General features: G+C 64.6%; 21 protein-coding genes. 19 read left to right on the top strand and 2 right to left on the bottom strand.

Features of this window, described 5'->3' with window-relative positions; all coding sequences use genetic code 11:
- Window positions 1-77: 77 nt before the first annotated feature.
- The 6 genes from F7R26_RS04630 (at window position 78) to aroA (ending at window position 6,793) form a co-directional block, all read left to right on the top strand.
- Complete coding sequence (locus tag F7R26_RS04630) at window positions 78-641, top strand: DUF2059 domain-containing protein (RefSeq protein ID WP_150992193.1); 564 nt, start codon at window positions 78-80, stop codon at window positions 639-641.
- A 121-nt stretch (window positions 642-762) separates the two neighbouring features.
- A complete protein-coding gene (gene serC / locus F7R26_RS04635; RefSeq protein ID WP_150992191.1) occupies window positions 763-1,923 on the top strand; it encodes a 3-phosphoserine/phosphohydroxythreonine transaminase in 1,161 nt (386 codons plus the stop codon).
- Window positions 1,924-2,040: 117 nt separating this feature from the next.
- The gene (gene pheA, locus F7R26_RS04640) at window positions 2,041-3,180 is read left to right on the top strand and encodes a prephenate dehydratase (RefSeq protein ID WP_043344480.1); all 1,140 of its coding nucleotides are present in this window, start codon (window positions 2,041-2,043) and stop codon (window positions 3,178-3,180) included.
- A gap of 44 nt (window positions 3,181-3,224) precedes the next feature.
- The gene (gene hisC / locus F7R26_RS04645; RefSeq protein ID WP_150992218.1) at window positions 3,225-4,340 is read left to right on the top strand and encodes a histidinol-phosphate transaminase; all 1,116 of its coding nucleotides are present in this window, start codon (window positions 3,225-3,227) and stop codon (window positions 4,338-4,340) included.
- A 140-nt stretch (window positions 4,341-4,480) separates the two neighbouring features.
- On the top strand, window positions 4,481-5,389 hold the full coding sequence (locus F7R26_RS04650; protein ID WP_150992190.1) for a prephenate dehydrogenase: 909 nt from the start codon (window positions 4,481-4,483) through the stop codon (window positions 5,387-5,389).
- Between the two features lie 93 nt (window positions 5,390-5,482).
- Window positions 5,483-6,793, top strand: a complete 1,311-nt coding sequence (aroA, locus tag F7R26_RS04655) for a 3-phosphoshikimate 1-carboxyvinyltransferase (protein WP_150992216.1) — start codon at window positions 5,483-5,485, stop codon at window positions 6,791-6,793.
- On the opposite strand, the gene F7R26_RS04660 is transcribed toward aroA, so the two are convergent.
- Window positions 6,794-7,027, bottom strand: coding sequence for a DUF2061 domain-containing protein (locus tag F7R26_RS04660; protein WP_150992188.1), 234 nt, complete (start codon window positions 7,025-7,027; stop codon window positions 6,794-6,796).
- Window positions 7,028-7,162: 135 nt separating this feature from the next.
- On the opposite strand from F7R26_RS04660, the gene cmk reads away from it, so the two are divergent.
- From cmk to cysM, 11 genes are all read left to right on the top strand, one after another.
- Entirely contained in the window at window positions 7,163-7,825 is a 663-nt protein-coding gene (gene cmk / locus F7R26_RS04665; RefSeq protein ID WP_150992186.1) for a (d)CMP kinase, read from the top strand.
- 152 nt (window positions 7,826-7,977) lie between these two features.
- A complete protein-coding gene (gene rpsA / locus F7R26_RS04670) occupies window positions 7,978-9,672 on the top strand; it encodes a 30S ribosomal protein S1 (protein WP_006158411.1) in 1,695 nt (564 codons plus the stop codon).
- Between the two features lie 32 nt (window positions 9,673-9,704).
- Window positions 9,705-10,202 (top strand): integration host factor subunit beta, encoded by a 498-nt coding sequence (locus F7R26_RS04675; RefSeq protein ID WP_150992184.1) that lies wholly within the window; start codon window positions 9,705-9,707, stop codon window positions 10,200-10,202.
- Between the two features lie 206 nt (window positions 10,203-10,408).
- Window positions 10,409-10,738: a lipopolysaccharide assembly protein LapA domain-containing protein gene (locus tag F7R26_RS04680; RefSeq protein ID WP_150992182.1), complete on the top strand. Its 330-nt coding sequence runs from the start codon at window positions 10,409-10,411 to the stop codon at window positions 10,736-10,738.
- 3 nt (window positions 10,739-10,741) lie between these two features.
- Window positions 10,742-11,980: a lipopolysaccharide assembly protein LapB gene (gene lapB, locus F7R26_RS04685; protein ID WP_150992180.1), complete on the top strand. Its 1,239-nt coding sequence runs from the start codon at window positions 10,742-10,744 to the stop codon at window positions 11,978-11,980.
- Window positions 11,981-12,046: 66 nt separating this feature from the next.
- Window positions 12,047-13,420 (top strand): UDP-glucose dehydrogenase family protein, encoded by a 1,374-nt coding sequence (locus tag F7R26_RS04690; RefSeq protein WP_150992178.1) that lies wholly within the window; start codon window positions 12,047-12,049, stop codon window positions 13,418-13,420.
- A 70-nt stretch (window positions 13,421-13,490) separates the two neighbouring features.
- Window positions 13,491-14,438, top strand: a complete 948-nt coding sequence (gene rfaE1, locus F7R26_RS04695) for a D-glycero-beta-D-manno-heptose-7-phosphate kinase (protein WP_150992176.1) — start codon at window positions 13,491-13,493, stop codon at window positions 14,436-14,438.
- Window positions 14,439-14,478: 40 nt separating this feature from the next.
- Window positions 14,479-15,474, top strand: coding sequence for an ADP-glyceromanno-heptose 6-epimerase (gene rfaD / locus F7R26_RS04700; protein ID WP_150992174.1), 996 nt, complete (start codon window positions 14,479-14,481; stop codon window positions 15,472-15,474).
- 185 nt (window positions 15,475-15,659) lie between these two features.
- The gene (locus F7R26_RS04705) at window positions 15,660-16,049 is read left to right on the top strand and encodes a ComEA family DNA-binding protein (protein WP_150992172.1); all 390 of its coding nucleotides are present in this window, start codon (window positions 15,660-15,662) and stop codon (window positions 16,047-16,049) included.
- A gap of 278 nt (window positions 16,050-16,327) precedes the next feature.
- Window positions 16,328-17,644 (top strand): solute carrier family 23 protein, encoded by a 1,317-nt coding sequence (locus tag F7R26_RS04710; protein WP_150992170.1) that lies wholly within the window; start codon window positions 16,328-16,330, stop codon window positions 17,642-17,644.
- A 70-nt stretch (window positions 17,645-17,714) separates the two neighbouring features.
- Window positions 17,715-18,617, top strand: coding sequence for a cysteine synthase CysM (cysM, locus tag F7R26_RS04715; protein ID WP_150992214.1), 903 nt, complete (start codon window positions 17,715-17,717; stop codon window positions 18,615-18,617).
- A gap of 84 nt (window positions 18,618-18,701) precedes the next feature.
- Here the strand turns inward: cysM and mltB are convergent, their stop codons facing one another.
- Window positions 18,702-19,808 carry a lytic murein transglycosylase B gene (gene mltB / locus F7R26_RS04720; protein WP_150992168.1) on the bottom strand — a complete coding sequence of 369 codons (1,107 nt, stop codon included), beginning with the start codon at window positions 19,806-19,808 and terminating at the stop codon, window positions 18,702-18,704.
- A 118-nt stretch (window positions 19,809-19,926) separates the two neighbouring features.
- Here mltB and F7R26_RS04725 point away from each other — a divergent pair, with 118 nt between their 5' ends.
- Together F7R26_RS04725 and F7R26_RS04730 are read left to right on the top strand one after the other, a co-directional pair.
- On the top strand, window positions 19,927-20,850 hold the full coding sequence (locus F7R26_RS04725; protein ID WP_150992167.1) for a histone deacetylase family protein: 924 nt from the start codon (window positions 19,927-19,929) through the stop codon (window positions 20,848-20,850).
- 11 nt (window positions 20,851-20,861) lie between these two features.
- Window positions 20,862-21,665, top strand: a complete 804-nt coding sequence (locus F7R26_RS04730) for an enoyl-CoA hydratase (RefSeq protein ID WP_150992165.1) — start codon at window positions 20,862-20,864, stop codon at window positions 21,663-21,665.
- Window positions 21,666-21,833 lie beyond the last annotated feature (168 nt).

Below are 21,833 nucleotides of genomic sequence, written 5' to 3' on the forward strand. Positions count from 1 at the left end.
TTGCAACATTGACTCGTTATCCGGAACTCGATTGCCGGCTGCGGGACTAAAACGAACATATTTACAAGGGAGTCACAATGCTCAAAACCTATCGACGTATCGCTGTTCTGGCTGCCTTCGTGCCGGCCATGATGCTGGCCAACGCTGCGCATGCCCAGGACGCCGACAAGACCGCTGCCATCAAGGAACTCCTGACCGTGATGCAAGCCGACCAGGCCGTCAAGGGCCAGGCCGAGAACTGGCAGCAAGGCGCCAAGCAGGAAGCGCCCATGGTCCTGGAGCAGGTACTGGTCGAGAACAAGACGCTCAACGACAAGCAAAAGCAAGCTGCTGTCGAGAAGCTCAAGAAGAACGGCGCGGTGCAGCGCATGGTTGATGGCGCCGGCACGGCGTTCACCACCGATGGCTTCAAGACCGATGCCATGAAGGCCCACTACGACGCCTTCGGCAAGTACTACAGCGTCCAGGAAATCAAGGACCTGACCACGTTCCTGAAGTCGCCGACCGGCCAGAAGTTCATGGCTAACCAGGGCAAGGCGACCCAGGAAATCTGGGGCTCGATGATGCAAAAGTACGGCCCGCAAGTCGGCAAGTCGATGCGCGACGCCGCCGAGAAGGAAATCGCCGCCGCGGCGAAGTAATTCGCCGGCGGCCAGGCTGGGCGGGCGGGGCGCTGTCCTCGCCTCCCCAATCCGGCGCGGGTTTGATGGATAATGGCTGCTTGGGTAATCCGGCAGCCATTTTTCATTTCCATCCCGATCCATGAACGAACCCCAGAATCCAGCACTTGCCGCCATGATGCAGCGCGCCGTGGCCGAGCGTGTCTATAACTTCTCGCCGGGTCCGGCGGCCCTGCCGACCGAAGTGCTGCTGCAGGCAGCCGACGAGATGCTGTCGTGGCACGGATCCGGCGTGTCGGTGATGGAAATGAGCCACCGCAGCCGCGAGTTCGAGAGCATCCAGGCCGAGGCGCTGGCTAACCTGCGCGAGCTGCTGCAGGTGCCGAAGAACTTCCGCATCCTGTTCCTGCAGGGCGGTGCCATTGGCGAGAACGGCATCGTGCCGCTGAACCTGATGCGCCGCGTGAACGCGGATCGTCCCAAGGCGGATTTCGTCGTCACCGGCACCTGGTCTGTCAAGTCCGAGCAGGAAGCGCGCCGCTACGGCGAGGTGAATATCGCTGCCACCAGCACCGCGCAAAAGTTCGCCCGCATCCCGGATGTGGCTGACTGGAAGCTGTCGGACGATGCTGCCTACGTGCACCTGTGCACCAACGAAACCATCGTTGGCGTGGAGTTCCAGGACGTGCCGGACATCGGCCAGCACCGCGACGGCGGGCCGGTCGTGGTCGCCGACGTTTCCAGCCACATCCTGTCGCGCCCGGTCGACTGGTCACGCGTGCAGGTAGCCTACGGCGGCGCGCAGAAGAACATCGGGCCGGCCGGCCTGACCATCGTGATCGTGCGCGAAGACCTGCTGGGCCATGCGCATCCCCTGTGCCCATCCGCCTTCAACTGGCGCCTGGTGGCCGAGCATGACTCGATGTACAACACGCCGCCGACCTACGCCATCTATATTGCCGGGCTGGTCTTCAAGTGGCTCAAGGCACAGGGCGGCGTAGACGCCATCGAGCAACGCAATATCGCCAAGTCGCACGCGCTGTACGAGTTCCTCGACCAGAGCGCGTTTTACCGCAACGAGATCGATCCTGGCAGCCGCTCGCGCATGAACGTGCCGTTCTTCCTGGCCGACGAATCCCGCAACGACGCCTTCCTGGCAGGCGCGCGTGCCAATGGCCTGGTGCAGTTGAAGGGCCATAAGTCGGTCGGCGGCATGCGCGCCAGCCTCTACAACGCCATGCCGATCGAGGGTGTCGCCGCCCTGATCGAGTACATGCGCGAGTTCGAGCGGACCGCGGCCTGAGCCTTTGTTCGCTGCGGCATCGCGTGGCGATGCCGCAGCGGTGCCGATTCGTTTTTTTCCAGGGCCATTTCACTGCCATTGGCACTGCGCAATGGCGTGGCGTAGCGGATTCATACAATGACAAATCAAGACAAGCAAGGCGCGCAGGGGGAGGCGCAGCAGGACAATGGCGCGGCCGAGAAAGCGCTGGGCGTTGAGCTGACGCCGCTGCGCGAGCAGATCGACACGCTCGACCGCGAGTTGCTGGCGATGCTGAACCGCCGCGCGCAACTTGCCCTCGATGTGGGCGAGGTCAAGAAAAAGTACGGCGCGCCGGTGTTCCGCCCCGAGCGCGAGCTACAGGTGATTCGCAAGGTGCAGGGGGCCAACCCCGGCCCCCTGCTGGACGACAGCGTGGCGGCAATCTGGCGTGAAGTGATGTCGGCCTGCCGCGGGCTGGAGAAGCCGCTCGAGGTGGCATTCCTCGGCCCGGCAGGCACCTTCTCCGAGCAGGCGCTGTACGCGCACTTTGGCCACGAGGTCAGCGGCGTACCTTGCCCCAGCATCGATGAGGTGTTCCGCGCGGTGGAAGCCGGCACCGTTGAGTACGGCGTGGTGCCGGTGGAGAATTCCACCGAGGGCGCGGTCTCGCGCACGCTGGACCTGTTCCTGCAGACTTCGCTGAAGATCAGCGGCGAGATCGCGCTGAAAGTGCACCACAACCTGATGGCGTCGTCGCCCGATATGAAGGGCGTGACCGTGGTGCGCGCGCATGCGCAGGCGCTGGCGCAGTGCCAGCACTGGCTCACGGCCAACTACCCGCACCTGGAGCGCCAGGCGGTGTCGAGCAATGCGGAAGCGGCACGCATGGCCAGCGAGGATCCCACCGTGGCGGCCATCGCCGGCGAGTCGGCGGCCAATCGCTACCACCTGCATCTGGTGCGCACGCACATCCAGGATGATCCGCATAACCGCACGCGCTTCGCCGTGATCGGCCGCTACGAGACCGAGCCCTCCGGCAGCGACCAGACCTCGATGATCCTCTCGGTGCCCAACAAGGCCGGTGCGGTCTACCAGCTGCTTGCGCCGCTGGCCGACAACGGCGTGTCGATGTGCCGGTTCGAGTCGCGCCCCGCGCGCAGCGGCGCGTGGGAGTACTACTTCTACGTCGACGTCGAAGGCCACCAGCACGATGCTTCAGTGGCGCGGGCGCTGGAAGAGCTGCGCCGCAACGCGGCTTATTTCAAGGTGCTGGGTTCGTATCCGTCCAGCCGGTAACAGGATCGGCGATCCGTGAACAACATCTCAGAGAAGGAATGAACATGGCGGAGCAGGGCAAGCAGTTCGGTCCCGAGTATGTGCGGGCGATTTCCCCGTACGTGGCGGGCAAGCCGATTTCCGAAGTGGCACGCGAATTTGGCCTGGACGAGTCCACCATCGTCAAGCTGGCCTCGAACGAGAATCCGCTCGGCATGCCCGAATCGGCCCGGACCGCCATCGCTGCCGCCGTGGCCGACCTGGGCCGATACCCGGACGCGAACGGCTTCGCCTTGAAGGGCGCGCTGTCGGCCCGCTTCGACGTGCCGGCCGACTGGCTCACGCTGGGCAACGGCAGCAACGATATCCTGGAAATCGCGGCGCATGCGCTGGTCAAGCCGGGCGAGTCGATCGTCTATGCCGAGCATTCTTTCGCGGTGTACGCGCTGGCCACGCAGGAAGTCGGCGCGCGTGCCATCGAGGTCAAGGCGCGCGACTACGGCCACGATCTCGACGCCATGGCCGGGGCCATTGCCCCGGACACGCGCCTGGTCTTTGTCGCCAATCCCAACAACCCGACCGGCACCTTTCTGCCGGCCGCCGAGATCGAGGCCTTCCTGGCCAAGGTTCCGGCCGATGTGGTGGTGGTGCTGGACGAGGCCTACAACGAATACCTGGACGACGCGCAGCAGTACGATTCGATCGCCTGGGTTCGCAAGTATCCCAACCTGCTGGTGTCGCGCACCTTCTCCAAGGCGTATGGCCTGGCCGGGCTGCGCATTGGCTACGCCGTGGCGCAGCCTGCGCTGACCGATCTGCTCAACCGCATTCGCCAACCCTTCAATGTCAACAGCCTGGCCCAGGCAGCGGCGGTGGCGGCGCTGGGCGATACGGCCTTCCTGCAGCGCAGCGCCGAGCTCAATCGTGCCGGCAAGGCGCAACTGGTGGCGGCGTTCGACCGGCTTGGCCTGCAGTACGTGCCGTCCTCGGGCAATTTCGTGCTGGTGCGCGTGGGCCAGGACGATGGCGCCGGCGCGCGCGTCAACCTGGCGCTGCTCAAGCAGGGCGTGATCGTACGGCCGGTGGGCAATTACAACCTGCCGCAATGGCTGCGTATCACCATCGGCCTGCCCGAGGAAAACGCGGCGTTTATCGCGGCGCTGGAAAAGGCCCTCAAGTAAGCGCTGTTGCAAGCAACGCCCCGGCCCTCGGCGGGCCGGGGCCATGCAAGCGCGTGCAACGGCGCAATGGCGGCGCCGCCTCGCGGCGGAGAAGTTACAATATCGGATTCCCGAACTTCCTTGCCTGGCAGCGTATCCCCGTGACCGTTCCCGCGTCCGCTCCATTTTTTTCCCGTGTCGTCATTGTCGGCGTCGGCCTGATCGGCGGCTCGCTGGCACTCGCGCTCAAGCGCGCGGGTGCGGTCGGCACGGTGGTCGGCGTCGGCCGCTCGCAAGCTTCGCTCGAGCGTGCGCTCAAGCTGGGCGTGATCGACGAGGCGGCCACGCTGGAAGACGCCGCCAAGGGTGCCAGCATGATCGTGCTGTGCGCGCCGGTGGCGCAGACCTTTGCGCTGCTCCATGCACTTGAGCCGCATCTTGAGCCAGCGACGATCATCACGGATGCCGGCAGCACCAAGTCCGACGTCATCATGGCGGCCAAGACCGCGCTGGGCGACAAGGCGGCCCAGTTCGTGCCGGCGCATCCGATTGCCGGGCGCGAGCTGCATGGCGTGGAAGCGGCGCTGGACGATCTCTATGTTGGCAAGAAAGTCGTGCTGTGCCCGCTGCAGGAGAATACCCGCATTGATGTGGCCGCCGTGCGCGCCATGTGGGAGACCGCGGGCGCCCAGTGCAGCGTGATGTCGGCCGTGCAGCACGATGCCGTGTTTGCCGCCGTCAGCCATTTGCCGCACCTGCTGTCCTATGCGCTCGTGGCCCAGGTGGCCAACGCTGAAGACGCGGCGCTCAAGCTCGATTTCGCGGGTGGCGGCTTCCGGGATTTCACCCGGATCGCGGCGTCGTCGCCGGAGATGTGGCGCGATATCTGCGTTGGCAACCGCGAGGCGATGTTGAGCGAGCTCAGCACCTACCAGGCCATGCTGGCGCATCTGAAGACCCTGATCGAAAACAGCAATGGCGAGGGCCTGGAACGTATTTTCCAGCGCGCCAGCCAGGTGCGGCAGCAATGGGGCGCGCAGCGTGCGCCGGCTGTCAACGCCGAGCCCTGATCGCCACGCAATCCGGCGCTACACGAACGCCACGTCGCCAACGAAAGCGGCGCGCCTTTCATCGAAAGCCGCCCGCCAACTAACATGGAAACCATGGAACATCTCACGCTCGGTCCCTTCACTCGCGCTTCGGGCACGGTTCGCCTGCCGGGTTCCAAGAGCATCTCGAACCGGGTGCTGCTGCTGGCGGCGCTGGCCGAGGGCGAGACCCGTGTGTGCGACCTGCTCGACTCGGATGACACGCGCGTGATGCTGCAGGCGCTACGCACGCTGGGCGTGGAGTGGCGCCAGGAGGAAGGCGCTTGCGTGGTGCGCGGCGTGGGCGGCAAATTCCCCAACAAGGCTGCCGAGCTGTTCATGGGCAATGCGGGTACGGCCATTCGCCCGCTGACCGCGGCGCTGGCGCTGCAGGGCGGGAGCTACAAGCTGTCCGGCGTGCCGCGCATGCATGAGCGGCCGATTGGCGATCTGGTCGATGGTCTGCGCCAGATTGGCGCGAGCGTCGCCTACCTCGGCACCGAGGGCTATCCGCCCCTGCAGATTTCTCCCGCACGGATTCGCATCGATGCGCCGATCCGCGTGCGTGGCGACGTATCCAGCCAGTTCCTGACCGCGTTGCTGATGGCCTTGCCGCTGGCCGATGCACCTGGCGACACCATCGAGATCGAAGTGGTGGGCGAGCTGATTTCCAAGCCCTATGTGGAGATCACGCTCAACCTGCTGGCGCGTTTTGGCATCGAGATCCGGCGCGAGGGCTGGTCGCGCTTCATCCTGCCGGCCCGCGCGGCATACCGCTCACCAGGTGAGATTTTTGTCGAGGGAGACGCGTCATCGGCCTCCTATTTCCTGGCTGCGGGCGCCATCGGCGGTGGCCCGCTGCGGGTCGAGGGCGTGGGCATGGCCAGTATCCAGGGCGACGTCAAGTTTGCCGAGGCGCTTAACCGCATGGGCGCCAACGTGATGGCCGGCGCCAACTGGATCGAGGTCCGCGGCACCGAGCGCGACGATGGCCGCTTGAACGGCATCGAGCTGGACTGCAACCATATTCCGGACGCTGCCATGACCCTGGCGGTGGCGGCGCTGTTCGCCGAGGGGCCTACCACGCTAACCAATATCGCCAGCTGGCGGGTCAAGGAAACCGACCGCATCAGCGCCATGGCCACCGAGTTGCGCAAGCTGGGCGTCGAAGTGGAGGAGGGTGCGGATTACCTGAAGGTGACGCCACCGGCCCAATCCGCCTGGCAGACCCCGGCCGCCGGCATCGATACTTACGATGACCACCGCATGGCGATGTGCTTTTCGCTGGCGGCGTTCGGTCCGCTGCCGGTGCGCATCAACGAGCCAGGCTGCGTTGCAAAGACGTTCCCGGATTACTTCGAGGTGTTTGGCGCGGTGGCGCGCTGATCACGCGGCCAGTGGCAGGTCATCGCCGCCGCGCCCGGTCTGGGGCAGGGTCTTGTGCTTCGCCCCGGGTTCGCGCCGTTCCCAGTAGCGGTCGAAGAAGTAATGCGCGACAGTGTTGACTGCCGGCTCGATGAACGTCACGGCGCCGCTGACCGCCAGATTGCCGGTCAGCGCATAAGTGACGCCAAAGGCAATCACAACGTGCATGATGCCGAATGACAGGGTCTTAGCCATGGTAGATTGCCTCGCGAAGATGTCCGTTGTTTGCTGCATAGGCCCGCGATTTTTGTCGGGTGCCTGTCATGAACTACATGCTAATGATTCTCAATTGATTTAAGAAATCAATATTTTGTTCTGTCTTAATAAACAATGACTATCGTCGACGTCATCACCATCGACGGGCCCACCGCATCGGGAAAGGGCACCGTAGCGCACAAGGTGGCCGACGCGCTCAGCTTCCATTTGCTGGACAGCGGGGCGTTGTACCGCCTGGTGGCGCTCGCCAGCGAGCGTGCGGGCATCGACATGCAGGATGTGGAGGGGCTGGCCAGCCTGGCTGCCCGCCTCGATGTGAAGTTCGGGCCTGACCGTGTCTGGCTGCGCGGCGAGGAGGTCAGCCTGGCCATCCGCGCGGAAGCCACCGGCAACCGGGCCTCTTCGATCGCCGTCCACCAGCCGGTGCGTGACGCCCTGACGGCGCTGCAGCGCGGTTTTCGCAAGCTGCCCGGCCTGGTTGCCGACGGCCGCGACATGGGCACCGTGATTTTCCCGGATGCCCGGCTGAAGGTGTTCCTGACGGCAAGTGTCGAAGCGCGCGCTCGCAGGCGCTATAAACAATTGATTGATAAGGGAATTTCTGCTAATATCGAAGACCTTTTGCGAGACCTTGAGTCGCGCGACCAGCGGGATCGTTCCCGCGCGGCCGCGCCGCTGCGTCCCGCAGAGGATGCGCACTTGCTCGATACCTCCGACATGACGGTGGATCAGGCGGTGGCGCAGGTGCTGCAATGGTATGGCGCGCCGGGTTCCTGACCCGCGCTGGTCCAGCCGCTGCAACACCGAAGTGCCGGCAGAGCCTGCAAGCGCAGATTCCGCCGGTATTGTTCAACCTGACCCCGCTGCCCGGTGCAGACTGAGCGCGATCCACGCGCCGGCCCGAGTACTGCGGATTGATACTCAAGTTTATGTCCGACCTGCAAACTAACGAATCCTTTGCCGCACTGTTCGAGGAATCCGTCGCCCGCTCCAATATGAAGGCTGGCGAAGTGATTTCCGCTGAAGTCGTGCGCATCGACCACAATTTCGTGGTCGTCAACGCCGGCCTCAAATCGGAAGCCTTTGTGCCGGTGGAGGAGTTCCTGAACGACCAGGGCGAACTCGAAGTGCAGGCCGGCGACTACGTCTCCGTGGCCATCGACGCGCTCGAGAACGGCTATGGCGACACGATTCTGTCCCGCGACAAGGCCAAGCGCCTGGCATCGTGGCTGAACCTCGAGAAGGCGCTGGAAGACGGCGAAATCATCTCGGGCACGGTCACGGGCAAGGTCAAGGGCGGCCTGACCGTCATGGTCAACGGCATCCGCGCGTTCCTGCCGGGCTCGCTGGTCGACGTGCGTCCGATCAAGGACACCACGCCGTACGAAGGCAAGACCCTGGAATTCAAGGTCATCAAGCTGGACCGCAAGCGCAACAACGTGGTGCTGTCGCGCCGCGCCGTTGTGGAAGCGACCCTGGGCGAAGAGCGCCAGAAGCTGATGGAAACCCTGAAGGAAGGCGCCATCGTCAACGGTATCGTCAAGAACATCACGGACTACGGCGCATTCGTGGACCTGGGTGGCATCGACGGCCTGCTGCACATCACCGACCTGGCATGGCGTCGTGTGCGTCACCCGAGCGAAGTGCTGTCGGTTGGCCAGGAAATCACCGCCAAGATCCTCAAGTTCGACCAAGAGAAGAACCGCGTCTCGCTGGGCGTGAAGCAACTGGGCGAAGATCCGTGGGTCGGCATCTCGCGTCGTTACCCGCAAAGCACCCGCCTGTTCGGCAAGGTGACCAACCTGACCGACTACGGCGCATTCGTTGAAATCGAAGCCGGCATCGAAGGCCTGGTCCACGTTTCCGAAATGGACTGGACCAACAAGAACGTCGCTCCGTCGAAGGTTGTCCAGCTGGGCGACGAAGTCGAAGTCATGGTTCTGGATATCGACGAAGACAAGCGTCGTATCAGCCTGGGCATGAAGCAATGCAAGGCCAATCCGTGGGACGATTTCAGCCGTAACCACAAGAAGGGCGACAAGCTGGGCGGCCAGATCAAGTCGATCACCGACTTCGGCGTGTTCATCGGCCTGCCCGGTGGCATCGACGGCCTGGTGCACCTGTCCGACCTGTCCTGGCAAGAAACCGGCGAAGAAGCCGTGCGCAAGTACAAGAAGGGCGACGAAGTGGAAGCAGTGGTTCTGGGCATCGACGTCGACAAGGAACGCATCTCGCTGGGTATCAAGCAGCTGTCGGGCGACCCGTTCAACAACTTCATCTCGGCTAACGACAAGGGTTCCCTGGTCAACGGCACGATCAAGACTGTTGATGCCAAGGGCGCTGTCGTGCAACTGGCTGATGACGTCGAAGGCTACCTGCGCGCATCCGAAATCTCGGCTGACCGCGTGGAAGATGCTCGCAACGTGCTGAAGGAAGGCGAACAAATCACAGCCCTGGTTGTGAACGTCGACCGCAAGTCGCGCAACATCAACCTGTCGATCAAGGCCAAGGACAACGTCGAGCAGCAAGAAGCCATGCAAAAGTTCGCTGCCGACACCGGCACGGCTGGCACGACCAACCTGGGCGCGCTGCTGAAGGCGAAGCTCGGCCAGGACAACCAGTAAGCATTGGTTCTTACGCCTGCTAGCGGATGCCCATGACCAAGTCCGAGCTTGTCGAAAAACTGGCTGCCCGGTTCCCGCAGCTGTTGCTGCGGGATGCGGACATCTCGGTGAAGACGATCCTCGACGCGATGTCCGAAGCGCTGGCTGATGGCCACCGCATCGAGATTCGCGGATTTGGCAGTTTTGGTCTGAACCGGCGTCCGCCGCGCGTGGGACGCAACCCCAAGTCCGGCGAACGTGTGCTGGTGCCCGAGAAACGGGTGCCGCACTTCAAGGCGGGCAAGGAGTTGCGTGAACGAGTCGATCGCAGCCCGGCGCTGCCGCAGGCAGGTAGCGGCGGCACCGGTGCCAATGCCAATGGAAGTCACGTTGGCAACGGCAATGCGAATGGCAGCACCCATGGCGCCAGTAATGGCCATGGCGCTACGGCTGGTGCGGGTCATGTGACCGCGCCTGGCCCGGCGTTGCCGGCAGCCGCTGCTGGCAACGCCTTGCATGATGATGGCGGGCTGAAGCTGGCCCAGTCCTGAATCCGCTGCGTTTGGCTCGTGATGTGCCTGGATAGTCAAAAAAGCGCCCCTTATCGGGGCGCTTTTTCATTTTGCGAGCATACAAGACGTTACCGTTGGCGCGAGGCGATTCCGCTACAATGCCGGGAATCCACCGAGGGGGGCGCCGCCCGCCGACGTCCGCATCACCGGAGTCCGATTCATCCCATCTGCCGCATGAAACCCGCATGAAACTTGTCGCCTGGATCATCCGCATCGTCCTGTTCGCGCTGCTGTTCGTGCTGGCGCTGCGCAATACCGGCGACGTCTCGCTGCAGCTCTTTTTTGATGCAGTCTGGCGCGCGCCGCTGATCCTGATCTTGCTGGCCGCGTTCGGGCTGGGCATCCTCGCCGCGCTCGCGGCACTGGCGCCCGTGCTGATGCGCCAGCGCATGGAGGCGGGCCGGCTGCGGCGTGCGCTGGGCGAGGCGCGCAGCCAGTCGGCGGAAAGTGCGCGCGACCCACAGGCCTCGGCAGGTTCCGGTATTCCTTACAACGTAGTTGGCCCGAAAGTCTGACCCATGATTTTTGAAACCTGGTGGCTGCTGGCGCTGCCGCTCATTTTCGGCCTCGGCTGGATGGCTGCCCGCTTCGATGCGCGCCAGCTGATGAGCGAGCAGGGCGCGCTGCCGCGCTCCTATTTCAAGGGGCTGAATTTCCTGCTCAACGAGCAGCCCGACCAAGCCATCGACGCGTTCATCGAGGTGGTGCGCCTGGACCCCGAGACCACCGAGTTGCACTTTGCGCTCGGCGCTTTGTTTCGCCGGCGTGGGGAAACCGAACGTGCCATCCGCGTGCACCAGAACCTGGCTAGCCGCCAGGATCTTCCCGATGCCGAGCGCGAGCACGCACTCTATGAGCTGGGCCAGGATTTCCTGCGCGCCGGCCTGCTTGACCGCGCGGAGGAATCGCTGCGCCGGCTGATGTCGGGGCCGTACGCGGCCCCGGCCAAGCATGTGCTTCTGGAACTATACGAAGTCGAGAAAGAGTGGAAGAAAGCCATCGACGCGGCCCGCGAGCTGCAGCCGCTGGAGCAGAAGGACTACAGCGTGCAGATCGCGCAGTTCTGCTGCGAACTCGCGCAGGACGCGCTGCAGCGCAAGCAGCCCGATGACGCCATCGGCTGGCTGCAGCAGGCTGCCAAGGAAAACCCCGCCAATGTGCGTGCGCCGATGCTGCTGGGCGATGTGGCCATGGCCGCGGGCGACGCGCAAGGCGCGCTTGGCCACTGGCTGGGCATCGAGAAGCAGGATGCGTCTTACCTGCCGCTGGTGGCGGATCGCGTGGTCAAGGCGTACCGCCAGCTCGGCGACGATGGCCGGGCGCTGGAGTGGCTGCGTGGCCTGCTGAAGACGAACCTGGCTGCCGAGTTGCTTGATAGTGCCTATCGCGCCGAGCTGGAGCAGCACGGCGCGCATGCCGCGGCCGTGCTGATGCGCGAGCAACTGCGCCGGCAGCCGTCGTTGCAGGCCCTGACCAAGTATTTTGAGGCGCAGGCCGCCGAGGTCGCGCAAGCCAGCGTGGCTGTCACGGCCGATGCCGCTGATGCGGCTGACGGCGAGCCGGCAGGCTCCGCCCACGATATCGAGCATGAGCAGGAGGTGTCGGCGATTCGCGACCTGCTGCAGCACCGCACGCGTAACCTGGCGCGCTATACCTGCCGCGAGTGCGGTTTCCGCGCCCGGTTGTTCTATTGGCAGTGCCCTGGCTGCAACCGCTGGGAAACCTACGCACCGCGCCGTTCCGAGGCGCTCGGCTGATGCTGGCGCCGATGCTGATGTTGTTGCTTTAGCATCGCGCGCCAATCCCTATCTGGAGTACAAGTTATGAAAGTCACCATTATCGGCAGCGGCTACGTCGGTCTAGTGACCGGGGCCTGCCTGGCTGAACTGGGCAACGACGTGTTTTGCCTGGACGTCGACGAACGCAAGATCGCGATGCTCAATGCAGGCGGCGTGCCAATCTACGAACCGGGCTTGAAAGAGCTGATCCAGCGTAACCGCGAGGCTGGCCGGCTGACTTTTTCCACCGATGTGGCGGCCAGCGTGGAGCATGCCGACGTGCAGTTCATCGCTGTTGGCACGCCGCCCGATGAGGATGGCTCCGCCGACCTGCAATATGTGCTGGCGGCGGCCCGCAATATCGGCAAGTACATGACCGGCTTCAAGGTAGTGGTGGACAAGTCCACCGTGCCGGTTGGCACCGGCGATCGTGTCGCCGAAGCCATTCGTGAAGAGCTGGCCGCGCGCGGCCTCGAAGACTTGCAGTTCTCGGTGGTCTCGAATCCGGAATTCCTGAAGGAAGGCGCCGCGGTAGAGGACTTCATGCGTCCCGACCGTATCGTGCTGGGCTGCAATGCCGACGTGGCAGGCCGGCATGCCAAGGCGATCATGCGCCAGCTCTACGCGCCCTTCAACCGCAATCACGAGCGTACGTTCTATATGGACGTGCGCTCGGCCGAGTTCACCAAGTACGCCGCCAACTCGATGCTGGCCACGCGCATCTCGTTCATGAACGAGCTGGCGAACCTGGCCGATGAAGTCGGTGCCGATATCGAGCTGGTCCGCATGGGCATCGGGTCCGATCCGCGCATCGGCTATAGCTTCCTGTACGCCGGTGCCGGCTACGGCGGCTCGTGCTTCCCCAAGGATGTGCAGGCGCTGATGCGCACCGCCAGCGCGCATGGCAAGCCCATGCGCGTGCTGGAGGCGGTGGAAGCGGTCAACGACGCGCAAAAGCAGGTGCTGGCCGACAAGGTCGTGCGCCGCTTTGGCGAGGATCTCACCGGGCGCACCTTTGCGATCTGGGGCCTGGCCTTCAAGCCCAATACCGACGACATGCGCGAAGCGCCGTCACGGGTGCTGGCGCAAGCGCTGGTGTCGCGCGGCGCCTCGCTGCGCGTGCATGATCCGATCTCGATGGCCGAGGCCAAGCATGCGCTGGCCCTCGATCTCGCACACATCGATGATGGTTTTGCACGCGTGCATTTCAGCGACACGCAGATGGACACGCTCGACGGCGCCGATGCCCTGGTCATCGTCACGGAATGGAAGGTGTTCCGCAGCCCGGATTTCAACCAGATCAAGCGCCGCCTGAAGGCACCCGTCATCTTCGATGGACGCAATTTGTACGAGCCCGAAGCCATGCAGGAAGCGGGCATCGAATATCATGCGATCGGGCGGCCGACCACGACGCGCTGAAACGCAACCCAACGGGAACGACAAGCCAACGCCCCGGCTGACGGACCGGGCTGTGTTGCCAAGGATGTCCATGAGCAAGAACCATATTCCGCAGCAACAGATCAATCAATCGCGCATCCTGGTGGCGGGCGACATGATGCTCGACCGCTATTGGTTCGGCGATGTCGAGCGCATCTCCCCGGAAGCCCCGGTGCCGGTGGTGCAGATCAAGCGCAGCGACGAACGCCTTGGCGGCGCTGCCAACGTGGCGCGCAATGCCGCCGCGCTGGGCGCGCAGGTGGGCATGCTGGGCGTGGTCGGCGATGACGAGCCCGGCCGCACGCTGGAGGCGCTGCTCAGCGCCAGCCACGTGCAGCCCTACCTGCATCGCGACCCCAGCGTCAACACCACCATCAAGCTGCGCGTGGTGGCGCACCAGCAGCAGTTGCTGCGCGTGGACTTCGAGAATGCCCCGGGACATGAAGTGCTGGCCGCGGTGCAGGATCGTTTCCTGGCCCTGGTCAAGGAGTACAAGGTCCTGGTGCTCTCCGACTACGGCAAGGGCGGCCTGGCCCACGTGGGCCGCATGGTCGAGGCGGGCCGCGCCGCGGGCCGCCTGGTGCTGGTCGACCCCAAGGGCGACGATTACTCACGCTATCGCGGCGCCACGCTGATCACCCCCAACCGCGCCGAAATGCGGCACGTGGTGGGCGCCTGGAAGACCGAGTCCGATCTCACCATCCGGGCCCAGAACCTGCGGCGCGAGCTGCAACTCGAAGCGCTGCTGCTGACGCGCTCGGAAGAAGGCATGACGCTCTACACCGAAGCCGAGGTGCTGCACGTGTCAGCGCAGGCGCGCGAAGTCTACGACGTGTCCGGTGCCGGCGACACCGTGATCGCCACACTGGCGACCATGCTGGGCGCGGGCGTGCCGCTGAAGGAAGCCGTGCAACACGCCAATCGCGCTGGCAGCATCGTGGTGGGCAAGCTGGGCACCGCAGTCGTCACCTATCCTGAATTGTTCGGCATGCCGGCGTAATGGCCGCGCTGCCTCCTGGCTCTATTGAGCCCATACGACCATGACCATCATCGTAACCGGCGCTGCCGGCTTTATCGGCAGCAACCTCGTCAAGGGCCTGAACGAGCGCGGCGAAGACAATGTCGTCGCCGTCGACAACCTGACGCGCGCCGACAAGTTCCACAACCTCGTCGACTGCGAGATCCGCGACTACCTCGACAAGAGCGAGTTTCTCGAGCGTTTCAAGCGCGGTGAGTTCGGCAAGGTACGCGCGGTGTTCCATGAGGGAGCTTGCTCCGACACCATGGAGACCGACGGCCGCTATATGATGGAGAACAATTTCCGCTACACCCAGGCGTTGATGGATGCCTGCCTGGAGCAGGGCACGCAGTTCCTCTACGCCTCTTCGGCAGCCACCTATGGCGCCTCGCAGGTGTTCAAGGAAGAGCGCCAATACGAGAAGCCGCTGAACGTCTACGGCTACTCGAAGTTCCTGTTCGACCAGGTGGTGCGGCGCACGTTGCCGTCCGCGTTGTCGCAGATCGTGGGCTTTCGCTACTTCAACGTGTATGGCCCGCGCGAAGCGCACAAGGGCCGCATGGCCTCGGTGGCGTTCCACAATTTCAACCAGTTCCGCGCCGATGGCACGGTCAAGCTGTTTGGCGAGTATGGCGGCTATGTGCCGGGTGGCCACACCCGCGACTTCATCTCGGTGGAGGACGTGGTGAAGGTCAACCTGTTCTTCCTGGAGCATCCGGACAAGTCGGGCATCTTCAATCTCGGCACCGGCCGCGCGCAACCGTTCAACGACATCGCCGCGACGGTGGTCAACACGCTGCGCGAGGCCGATGGCCGCCCCCAGCTGACGCTCGACGAGATGGTGCAGGAGGGACTGGTGGAATACATCAAGTTCCCCGACGCGCTGCGCGGCAAGTACCAGTGCTACACCCAGTCCGATGTCTCGCGCCTGCGTAGCGCTGGGTACAAGGATGCGTTCTACACCGTGGAAGAAGGCGTGTCGCGCTACTGCCGCTGGCTGCTGCAGAACAAGGGCTGAAGTCGCAAAGACACGCGCGCAAAGGCGCCTTTTGCGCACCTTGCGCGCGCTGTGGAGACACCTCGGTAGCGTTGGGGTGAACTTTTGTTGCGAGGTGCGCCAAGCCGCTTGCGCGCTCCTATCCTGCGTGTTGCTTCGTCCAGCCAGGGCGAAGCGACCTTCATCAATGGATAGGAGAAACTCCCATGTTCAAGCCAACTTTGACGCGCGTGTCCAGGCAGGTCCTGCTGGCCGCCGCCGTCTGGTTCTCGCTATCGGGTGCCGCGTTTGCGGCGGTCGATGTGAATACCGCCGATGAGGCCGCGCTGGTGTCGCTCAAGGGCATCGGGCCGGCCACGGCCAGCACCATTGTCAGCGAACGCAGCCGGGGTGGCCCCTTCAAGGATGCCGCGGATCTCGCCGATCGGGTCAAGGGCCTGGGGCAGAAATCTGTCGTGCGCCTGCAGGAGGCCGGCATGACCATCGGCGCAGGTGGCGCCGCGGCGCCGAAGGCCGCGGTGGCTGCGGCCCCGGCCCCGGCCCCGGTCAAGAAGGACGTCAAGACGGAGAAGCCGCCGGCCAAGGCCGTTCGCTAACGTTGCCGCGGGCGTGCGGCGCGGCGCCCGCATCCAGCGCTATCCGATCGTCGAAGCCCCGGCCGAGCCCGGGGCTTTTTGCTGCTCGTGCACCAGCACGAGGATCCGGCGCTGGTATGGCTCGTGCTAGTGCCGTGTGGCTTATCACGAATGCGGCCGCGCGGTATCATGCGGACGCTGTTGCGGCCCGAGCCGGCCGCGCGGCCAACAAAATCCAAGATCGCGCCGGACCTGCCCGCATACGGGGCGGCCAGGCCAATAAAAAAGGGAGCTGGACAATGGGAAATAACGAGGACGCGGGATTCCTGCCCAAGTGGCGGCTAAAGACGCACGGCGTGATTGCGCCCGATGAGCGCCTGCCCGCCGGCCAGACCCTGCTGGCAGGTATCCAGCACGTGGTTGCGATGTTTGGCTCGACCGCGATCGCGCCGATCCTGATGGGCTTCAATCCCAATATCGCCATCCTGTTTTCCGGCATCGGCACGCTGATTTTCTTCCTGTGCGTGCGCGGCAGGGTGCCGAGCTACCTGGGCTCCAGCTTTGCCTTCATCGCGGTGGTGATCGCGGCGACCGGCTACGCCGGCAGCGGCCCCAACCCGAATATCCCGGTGGCGCTTGGCGGCATCATCGCCGCAGGCGTGTTGTACCTGCTGATCGGGCTGGTGGTGCAGGCGGTGGGGTATCGCTGGGTGGAGCGGCTGATGCCGCCGGTGGTGACGGGCGCCATCGTCGCGGCCATCGGCCTGAACCTCGCGCCGGTGGCGGTCAAGGCCGTGAGCGGCGCGCCGTTGGATACCTGGGTGGGCCTGGCGACCGTGCTGGCAGTGGGCGTGGTGGCGGTGCACGCGCCGGGCATGCTGCGTCGGCTGCCGGTACTGGTAGGCGGGCTGTTCGGCTACGTGCTGTACTACGTTTGCACCAACGGGCTGGGCATGGGCAAAGGCATCGACTTCTCCGGCGTGGCCGCCGCGGCCTGGTTCGGGCTGCCGGTCTTCTCCACGCCGGTGTTCCAGGCCAGCGCCATGCTGCTGATCGCGCCGGTGGCCATCGTGCTGGTGGCGGAAAACCTCGGGCACATCAAGGCCATCAGCGTGATGACCGGCCGCAATCTCGATCCATATATCGGTCGCGCCTTCATCGGCGACGGCATTGCCACCATCATTTCCGCCGGCGGCGGCGGCACGGGCGTGACCACTTACGCCGAGAACATGGGCGTGATGGCGGTGACCAAGATCTACTCCACGCTGATCTTCGTGGTGGCGGCGGTGGTGGCGCTGGTGCTGGGCTTTTCGCCCAAGTTCGGTGCGCTGATCCTGACCATCCCGGGCCCGGTGATCGGTGGCCTGACCATTGTGGTGTTCGGCCTGATCGCCGCCACTGCCGGGCGTATCTGGGTGCAGAACAAGGTCGATTTCTCCAGTTCGCGCAACCTGATCACGGTCGGCGCCACGCTGACCGTGGCGGCTGGCGACCTGACGCTGAAGCTGGGCGGCATGACGCTGGGCGGCATCGGTACCGCCACTTTTGGCGCGATCTTGCTGTATCACCTGCTGGGCAGCCGCAAGGCTGACGCCGGAATCGAGGCCGAAGCCTGACACGCCACGCCGGCAACGCAGGCTTTGCGACTGGATTACAATGTCCGCCGACATTGGAATCCCGCTCACCATGGCCTACAAGACGATTGAAGACACCATCGGCAATACGCCGCTGGTGCAACTGCAGCGCATCCCCGGCGCCGCCGGCACTCCGCGCGGCAACGTAATCCTCGGCAAGCTCGAGGGCAACAACCCGGCGGGCTCGGTCAAGGACCGGCCGGCGGTCTCGATGATTGCCCGCGCCGAGTCGCGCGGGCGCATCAAGCCGGGCGATACGCTGATCGAGGCTACCTCGGGCAATACCGGCATCGCGCTGGCCATGGCAGCCGCCATCCGCGGCTACAAGATGGTGCTGATCATGCCGGAAGACCTGAGCATGGAGCGCCGCCAGAGCATGGCTGCCTACGGCGCGGAGATCATCCTGACACCGGTCAAGGGCGGCATGGAATACGCGCGTGACCTCGCGGACTCCATGGAGCGCGACGGCCGCGGCGTGATCCTGGACCAGTTCGCCAACCCGGACAATCCGCTGGCGCACTACGAGACCACCGGCCCGGAGATCTGGCGCGACACCGAAGGGCGCATTACTCACTTCGTCTCTGCCATGGGCACCACGGGCACCATCACCGGTGTCTCGCGCTACCTGAAGGAACAGAACGCAGGGATCCAGATCGTGGGTGCGCAGCCGGCCGAAGGCTCGCGTATTCCCGGCATCCGCAAGTGGCCCGAGGCGTACATGCCGAAGATCTACGATCCGAAATTCATTGACCGTACCGAGCCTGTCAGCCAGGGCGATGCCGAGCACATGGCGCGTCGCATGGCGCGCGAGGAAGGGATCTTCTGCGGCATCTCGGCTGCCGGTGCGCTGTGTGTCGCGCTGCGTATCGCCGAGGAAGTGGAGAATGCCACCATCGTGTTCGTGGTGTGCGATCGCGGTGATCGCTACCTTTCGACCGGGGTGTTCCCGGCCTGATGCTGCCTTGCACCGCGCATTGAAAAAGCCCCCGCGAGTTTAGTCTTGCGGGGGCTTTTTGCTTATCGCGCAGCGGATACCAGATCAGCCCATCGCCGCCTTGACTGCCTCGCCCAGCTGGTACACGGCCAGCGCGTAGAAGAAGCTGCGGTTGTAGCGCGTCAGCACATAAAAGTTGCGCAGGCCGAGCATGTAGTCGGTGGTTTCGCCGGGCGTGGGCAGGTCCACCACCAGCACGCCGGTTTCGCCTTCGCGTGCCGGGTCGATCGGCTCGTCCACGCGCAGGCCGGCCTTGAGCAACTGGTTGAGCGTGCGGGTGGGCCATGGCTCGCCATCCGCAGCCGCGGCGGCGATGCCGCGGCTGCCCTCGTCGGCGGCGATGCGCCAGACCACCGGGCGGCCCGGTTCCCAGCCGTGCAGTTGCAGGAAACGCGCCACGCTGCCGATCGCGTCGGTGGCGCTGCTGCGCAGGTCGATGCGACCGTCGCCGTCGTAGTCGATGGCGTATTCGCGCAGGCTTGTGGGCATGAACTGCGGAATGCCCACGGCACCCGCGAAGGAGCCCAGCACCGAGAACACATCGGTGTTGGTGTCGCGGCACCACAGCAGGTAGTCGGTCAGCTGGTTGCGGAACAGCGTGGTGCGCGCTTCGCGGTTAGGCACGTCCGGATAGTCAAAGGCCAGCGTGGAAAGCGAGTCGATCACGCGGAAGGTACCCATGTCGCGGCCATAGATGGTCTCGACACCGATGATGCCGACGATCACCGAGGCCGGCACGCCGAACTCGGCTTCCGCGCGGCGCAGTGTTTCGCGATTTTGCTGCCAGAAGCGCACGCCCGCGTTGATGCGGATCGGCTCGATAAAGCGCGAGCGGTAGGTGCGCCAGCTTTTGCGTCCCGGCGTGGCGGGCGGCATGATCAGGCGCACCACCGTGGATGAATACACGGCCTGGCCGAACCAGCCTTCCAGCGTCTGGCGGGCAAAGCCGTGGCGCGCCACCATCTCGTCGATGAAGGCACGGCTCTTGGGATTGTCACGGTAGCGGCCCGGCTCGATTTCTTCTTCGCGCATGCTCACGCGGCGCTTGCCGGCTGCAAGCAGGGCGGGGGAGACGCCGCACAAGCTCAATGCGGCAGCGGAAAGTGCAGCGCCCAGAAACGGGCGGCGCAGGGAGCGCTGGGAGTCGGTCATGGTGTCCTTTGCAAGTCGCTGCGAGTATAGCGGATGGTGCCCGCGCGGCAGCTCGCTGGGTGGCTGGCGCGGCATGTGCTAACGTAACGAATGGAGACCACGATTAAAGCAATAAGACATGCCCACAGGCTATTACACGCATCCCGAGTTCCTGCTGCACGAGATGGGGCCATTCCATCCGGAGTGCCCTGAGCGCCTGCAGGCCATTGAGGATCACCTGATTTCGCACGGCATGGATGGCCTGCTTGACCGGCGCGAGGCGAGCGCCGCCACCGCCGAGCAGATCGGGCGCGTGCATCTTCCGCAGTACATCGCCTCGCTGGCCGCGGCCAGCCCGGCAAGCGGCTACCACCCGATCGATCCCGACACCCTGATGAACCCGCACACGCTCGCCGCCGCCACCCATGCGGCGGGCGCCGCGGTGGCTGCTACCGATGCGGTGATGGCGGGCGAGATCGAGAATGCGTTCTGCTGCGTGCGCCCGCCGGGCCACCATGCCGAGCCGGACCGGGCAATGGGTTTCTGCTTCTACAACAATGTGGCGATCGCCGCGCGTCATGCGCTCGCCGCGCACGGGCTGGAGCGCGTGGCCATCGTCGATTTCGACGTGCATCACGGCAATGGCACCGAAGCCGCATTCCGTGGCGACGCCCAGGTGCTGATGTGCAGCTTCTTCCAGCATCCGTTTTATCCCTACAGCGGCACCGAGCACATTGCCACCAATATGTCGAACATCCCGCTGCCGGCCTATACCAACGGCCTGGCGGTGCGCGAAGTGGTGGAGACGATCTGGCTGCCGCGCCTGAATGAGTTCAAGCCGCAGATGTTGTTTATCTCGGCTGGCTTCGACGCCCATCGAGAGGATGACCTCGGGCAGATGGGGCTGATCGAGCAAGACTATGCCTGGATCACCGCCCAACTGGTCGACGTCGCCCGCGCCCATGCAAAGGGGCGCATCGTCAGTTGCCTGGAAGGCGGCTATAACCTGAGCGCGCTGAGCCGTAGCGTGTATGTGCACCTCAAGGTGCTGCTCGAACGATAGGAGGCCCTTGCATGGCTGAAACCGATAACCGCGCCGTGACCCCGCTGGTGAGCGAAAGCCTCGACGCCCCGGGCGTGCTGCGCCTGACGATGAACCGCCCGGAGGCGTTCAACGCGCTGTCGGAGGACCTGCTGGATGCGCTGTGCGCGGCGTTTGCCCGCGCCGGCGCCGATGCCTCGGTCCGCGTCGTGGTGCTGGCCGCCGCCGGCCGCGCGTTCTGCGCGGGACATGATCTGCGCGAAATGCGCGCCAGCCCGTCGCACGACTACTACCGCCGCCTGTTCGACCGCTGCACCCGCATGATGATGGCGATGCAGAAGATGCCGCAGCCGGTGATTGCCCGCGTGCAGGGCATTGCCACGGCGGCCGGCTGCCAGCTGGTGGCGATGTGCGATCTGGCGGTGGCCGCCGATGTGGCTCGCTTTGCGGTATCGGGCGTCAACCTTGGCCTGTTCTGCGCCACGCCAGGCGTGGCGCTGTCGCGCAACCTGTCGCGCAAGCACGCCATGGAGATGCTGCTGACCGGCGACATGATCGACGCGCTGCAAGCCCGCGACCGCGGGCTGGTCAACCGCGTGGTGCCCGCCGATGCCCTCGATGCCGAGGTTGCACGCCTGGCGGCCAGCATCTGCGCCAAGCCGGCCGCCGCCGTGGCCGCCGGCAAGGGCCTGTTCTACCGCCAGCTGGAGATGGGCATCGAAGCGGCCTACCAGCTCGCCGGGCAGACCATGGCCTGCAATATGATGGATCCGACGGCGCTCGAAGGCGTGCAGGCCTTCCTCGACAAGCGCCCACCTTCGTGGAGTGTCTTGTAAGTACTTTTTTTGTGGTTTTTGTTGGGCTATATGCCCTCAGTGCATAAAGACATCGGCAAAAAGTCGTTTCTGGTATGAAGCGGATCGCTTAAAATGCGCGCTTCGCCCAAAAAAATAAAATGCGGCAACAGTGCTAGAGACAAACTCGCCTGTTGCCGTTTTCTTTTC

The sequence above is a fragment of the Cupriavidus basilensis genome (genome assembly GCF_008801925.2).
GTDB lineage: Bacteria > Pseudomonadota > Gammaproteobacteria > Burkholderiales > Burkholderiaceae > Cupriavidus > Cupriavidus basilensis.